At 52.4% G+C, this 5,607-nt stretch carries 2 tRNA genes and 3 rRNA genes; all 5 read left to right on the top strand.

Features of this window, described 5'->3' with window-relative positions:
* Positions 1-209 precede the first annotated feature (209 nt).
* The 5 genes from FFI61_RS17605 to rrf all read left to right on the top strand — a co-directional run bounded on the left by FFI61_RS17605 (position 210) and on the right by rrf (position 5,558).
* Positions 210-1,750 (top strand): 16S ribosomal RNA (locus tag FFI61_RS17605).
* Positions 1,751-1,857: 107 nt separating this feature from the next.
* A tRNA-Ile gene (locus tag FFI61_RS17610) sits at positions 1,858-1,934 on the top strand.
* Positions 1,935-2,055: 121 nt separating this feature from the next.
* Positions 2,056-2,131: transfer RNA gene (locus tag FFI61_RS17615), tRNA-Ala, on the top strand.
* A 328-nt stretch (positions 2,132-2,459) separates the two neighbouring features.
* Positions 2,460-5,355 (top strand): 23S ribosomal RNA (locus FFI61_RS17620).
* An 87-nt stretch (positions 5,356-5,442) separates the two neighbouring features.
* Positions 5,443-5,558 (top strand): 5S ribosomal RNA (rrf, locus tag FFI61_RS17625).
* Together the 16S, 23S and 5S rRNA genes with 2 tRNA genes alongside form the textbook arrangement of a ribosomal RNA operon.
* Positions 5,559-5,607: the final 49 nt, after the last annotated feature.

Consider the following 5,607-nt stretch of genomic DNA (forward strand, 5'->3'; position numbering starts at 1 on the left):
AATTAAACGGTTGACAAGGCGGCGAGACGATGTAGAATACGCCACCTTGATTGAGCAACGGCTCAAACGCTCTTTAACAAATTGACCAAGTAATTCGTGTGGGCGCTGGCTGGAGTATTTCGACAAGAAATACCAAGGCAAGCGACTCGTCGAAAATTGAGTTTTGTCTTGAGCAAAGGTTATAAGGTCTTCGGATCTTAATATGATTTAAACTGAAGAGTTTGATCATGGCTCAGATTGAACGCTGGCGGCAGGCTTAACACATGCAAGTCGAGCGGTAACAGGGGTAGCTTGCTACCCGCTGACGAGCGGCGGACGGGTGAGTAATGCTTAGGAATCTGCCCAGTAGTGGGGGACAACAGTCGGAAACGGCTGCTAATACCGCATACGCCCTTTGGGGGAAAGCAGGGGATCTTCGGACCTTGCGCTATTGGATGAGCCTAAGTCGGATTAGCTAGTTGGTGGGGTAATGGCTCACCAAGGCGACGATCCGTAGCTGGTCTGAGAGGATGATCAGCCACATCGGGACTGAGACACGGCCCGAACTCCTACGGGAGGCAGCAGTGGGGAATATTGGACAATGGGGGAAACCCTGATCCAGCCATGCCGCGTGTGTGAAGAAGGCTTTCGGGTTGTAAAGCACTTTCAGTGAGGAGGAAGGCCTTAAAGCTAATACCTTTAAGGATTGACGTTACTCACAGAAGAAGCACCGGCTAACTCCGTGCCAGCAGCCGCGGTAATACGGAGGGTGCAAGCGTTAATCGGAATTACTGGGCGTAAAGCGCGCGTAGGTGGTTGAGTAAGCGAGATGTGAAAGCCCCGGGCTTAACCTGGGAACGGCACTTCGAACTGCTCGGCTAGAGTGTGGTAGAGGGTAGTGGAATTTCCTGTGTAGCGGTGAAATGCGTAGATATAGGAAGGAACACCAGTGGCGAAGGCGGCTACCTGGACCAACACTGACACTGAGGTGCGAAAGCGTGGGGAGCAAACAGGATTAGATACCCTGGTAGTCCACGCCGTAAACGATGTCAACTAGCCGTTGGGGATCTTGAATCCTTAGTGGCGCAGCTAACGCACTAAGTTGACCGCCTGGGGAGTACGGCCGCAAGGTTAAAACTCAAATGAATTGACGGGGGCCCGCACAAGCGGTGGAGCATGTGGTTTAATTCGACGCAACGCGAAGAACCTTACCTGGCCTTGACATGCAGAGAACTTTCCAGAGATGGATTGGTGCCTTCGGGAACTCTGACACAGGTGCTGCATGGCCGTCGTCAGCTCGTGTCGTGAGATGTTGGGTTAAGTCCCGTAACGAGCGCAACCCCTATCCCTAGTTGCTAGCAGGTTATGCTGAGAACTCTAGGGAGACTGCCGGTGACAAACCGGAGGAAGGTGGGGATGACGTCAGGTCATCATGGCCCTTACGGCCAGGGCTACACACGTGCTACAATGGTACGTACAGAGGGTTGCAAACCCGCGAGGGGGAGCTAATCTCACAAAACGTATCGTAGTCCGGATCGGAGTCTGCAACTCGACTCCGTGAAGTCGGAATCGCTAGTAATCGTGAATCAGAATGTCACGGTGAATACGTTCCCGGGCCTTGTACACACCGCCCGTCACACCATGGGAGTAGATTGCACCAGAAGTAGTTAGTCTAACCTTCGGGAGGACGATTACCACGGTGTGGTTTATGACTGGGGTGAAGTCGTAACAAGGTAGCCCTAGGGGAACCTGGGGCTGGATCACCTCCTTAAACGAAGTCGAAGCTTCGGTCAGAGTCCACACGAATTACTTGGTTGATTGATAAAGAGAGCAAGGGTCTTTCAGGCCCGACTTGGCTTGTCTGTGGCAAGCAAAACCGGGTCTGTAGCTCAGGTGGTTAGAGCGCACCCCTGATAAGGGTGAGGTCGGTGGTTCAAGTCCACCCAGACCCACCAAAATTGCTCAGTTCGGCGTTATCGAGTGACTTGCATAGCAGGCTATGCGACGCCCCTCGATGCCTTGATCTGAACAATTTACATCTCGACTCAGTATGAGTGAGGTGGCATAGCTTAAATTGGGGCTATAGCTCAGCTGGGAGAGCGCCTGCCTTGCACGCAGGAGGTCGGCAGTTCGATCCTGCCTAGCTCCACCAAATATTACTTGGTCACCTGACTTCGGTCAGTGTACAGAAACAAGTGTTTCAACGCTGTTAAGTTTGAAATCCTTCTTTCTGATCACTGGGTCAGATTTGCTCTTTAACAAATTGGACGAGATAGAACACGAAGACATTTTCTCATTATCTCCGAGAGAATGTGTTCAATGTGATAGCGATTTTTTCAAGCGTTATCCGGTGTTGTCGTTGAAGTGGTTGTGTATGACTTCGAGCGGCTGTCTCTGAATGTTCCTGGAACATTGTCGCTTAACTTCGGTTAGGTGTCAGTCTTCTGTGTCATCAGTGATCAGTTGTCTTGGGGTTATATAGTCAAGCAACTAAGCGCATACGGTGGATGCCTTGGCAGTCAGAGGCGATGAAAGACGTGGAAGCCTGCGATAAGGTTCGGGGAGCTGGCAAACAAGCTGTGATCCGGACATTTCTGAATGGGGAAACCCACCCGATTTCGGTCGGGTATCTTGCACTGAATACATAGGTGTAAGAGGCGAACCGGGGGAACTGAAACATCTAAGTACCCCGAGGAAAAGAAATCAACCGAGATTCCCTAAGTAGCGGCGAGCGAACGGGGACTAGCCCTTAAGCTAGACAACTGGTAGGAGAAGGCTCTGGAAAGTGCCGCCATAGTGGGTGATAGCCCCGTATCCGAAACCTGAGTCTAGTGAAATCGAGTAGGACGGGACACGTGGTATCCTGTCTGAATATGGGGGGACCATCCTCCAAGGCTAAATACTCCTGACTGACCGATAGTGAACCAGTACCGTGAGGGAAAGGCGAAAAGAACCCCTGTGAGGGGAGTGAAATAGATCCTGAAACCGTATGCGTACAAGCAGTCGGAGCAGACTTGTTCTGTGACGGCGTACCTTTTGTATAATGGGTCAGCGACTTATGTTCAGTGGCGAGGTTAACCGTTTAGGGGAGCCGTAGGGAAACCGAGTCTGAATAGGGCGATTTAGTCGCTGGGCATAGACCCGAAACCGGGCGATCTATCCATGAGCAGGTTGAAGGTTGAGTAACATCAACTGGAGGACCGAACCCACTGTCGTTGAAAAGCCAGGGGATGACTTGTGGATCGGAGTGAAAGGCTAATCAAGCCCGGAGATAGCTGGTTCTCCCCGAAAGCTATTTAGGTAGCGCCTCGGACGAATACCACAGGGGGTAGAGCACTGTTTCGGCTAGGGGGTCATCCCGACTTACCAACCCGATGCAAACTCCGAATACCTGTGAGTACTATCCGGGAGACACACGGCGGGTGCTAACGTCCGTCGTGAAGAGGGAAACAACCCAGACCGCCAGCTAAGGTCCCCAAATTCCAGTTAAGTGGGAAACGATGTGGGAAGGCTCAGACAGCTAGGAGGTTGGCTTAGAAGCAGCCATCCTTTAAAGAAAGCGTAATAGCTCACTAGTCGAGTCGGCCTGCGCGGAAGATGTAACGGGGCTCAAACTGGATACCGAAGCTGCGGCTGCATACTTTGTATGCGGGGTAGGGGAGCGTTGTGTAAGCCTGCGAAGGTGAGTTGAGAAGCTTGCTGGAGGTATCACAAGTGCGAATGCTGACATGAGTAACGACAATGCGGGTGAAAAACCCGCACGCCGGAAGACCAAGGGTTCCTGCGCAACGCTAATCGGCGCAGGGTGAGTCGGCCCCTAAGGCGAGACCGAAAGGTGTAGTCGATGGGAAACGGATTAATATTTCCGTACCTTGGATAGCTGCGATGGAGAGACGGAGAAGGCTAGGTGAGCCGGGCGACGGTTGTCCCGGTTTAAGCGTGTAGGGAGTGGGTTTAGGCAAATCCGGATCCACAATCCTGAGACGTGACGACGAGCACCCTTTTACGGGAGCGAAGTCATTGATGCCCTGCTTCCAGGAAAATCTTCTAAGCTTCAGGCTATTCGAGACCGTACCCCAAACCGACACAGGTGGTCAGGTAGAGAATACCAAGGCGCTTGAGAGAACTCGGGTAAAGGAACTAGGCAAAATGGTGCCGTAACTTCGGGAGAAGGCACGCTGGTGGTATGTGAAGTTCCTCGCGGACGGAGCAGAAGCCAGTCGAAGATACCAGGCCCCTGCGACTGTTTATTAAAAACACAGCACTGTGCAAACACGAAAGTGGACGTATACGGTGTGACGCCTGCCCGGTGCCGGAAGGTTAATTGATGGGGTTAGCATTCGTGCGAAGCTCTTGATCGAAGCCCCGGTAAACGGCGGCCGTAACTATAACGGTCCTAAGGTAGCGAAATTCCTTGTCGGGTAAGTTCCGACCTGCACGAATGGCGTAACGATGGGGGCGCTGTCTCTACCCGAGACTCAGTGAAATTGAAATCGCCGTGAAGATGCGGTGTATCCGCGGCTAGACGGAAAGACCCCGTGAACCTTTACTATAGCTTCACAGTGAACTTTGAATATGTTTGTGTAGGATAGCTGGGAGGCTTTGAAGCGTGAACGCCAGTTTGCGTGGAGCCAACCTTGAAATACCAGCCTGGCATGTTTGAGGTTCTAACTCTGGTCCCTTATCGGGATCGAGGACATTGTGTGGTGGGTAGTTTGACTGGGGCGGTCTCCTCCTAAAGCGTAACGGAGGAGCACAAAGGTGGGCTAAGTACGGTCGGACATCGTACGGTTAGTGTAATGGCACAAGCCCGCTTAACTGCGAGACTGACACGTCGAGCAGGTACGAAAGTAGGTCATAGTGATCCGGTGGTTCTGTATGGAAGGGCCATCGCTCAACGGATAAAAGGTACTCCGGGGATAACAGGCTGATACCGCCCAAGAGTTCACATCGACGGCGGTGTTTGGCACCTCGATGTCGGCTCATCACATCCTGGGGCTGAAGCCGGTCCCAAGGGTATGGCTGTTCGCCATTTAAAGTGGTACGCGAGCTGGGTTTAGAACGTCGTGAGACAGTTCGGTCCCTATCTGCCGTGGACGTTGGAGATTTGAGGAAAGTTGCTCCTAGTACGAGAGGACCGGAGTGAACGAACCTCTGGTGTTCGGGTTGTCACGCCAGTGGCACTGCCCGGTAGCTATGTTCGGACAGGATAACCGCTGAAAGCATCTAAGCGGGAAGCCCCTTCCAAGATGAGATCTCCCTGGACCCTCGAGGTCCCTAAAGAGCCGTTCAAGACCAGGACGTTGATAGGTCGGGTGTGTAAGCGCTGCGAGGCGTTGAGCTAACCGATACTAATTGCTCGTGCGGCTTGACTATATAACACCCAAGACAATTGTCTGGATAACGTCGAAAAAATCATCATCACACTCGTTCTATCCCGTCCCCCAGTGATCAACCGTTTTGTCTGACGACCATAGCGGCTTGGAACCACCTGATCCCATCCCGAACTCAGAAGTGAAACAGGCCTGCGCCGATGGTAGTGTGGCATTTGCCCATGTGAGAGTAGGTCATCGTCAGACTCTTAAGTCCAAACCCCAGCTTCTTGCGAAGCTGGGGTTTTTTTATGCC

Origin of the sequence: Marinobacter sp. DY40_1A1 (assembly GCF_016597815.1) — a bacterium.
GTDB classification, from domain to species: Bacteria; Pseudomonadota; Gammaproteobacteria; order Pseudomonadales; family Oleiphilaceae; genus Marinobacter; species Marinobacter xiaoshiensis.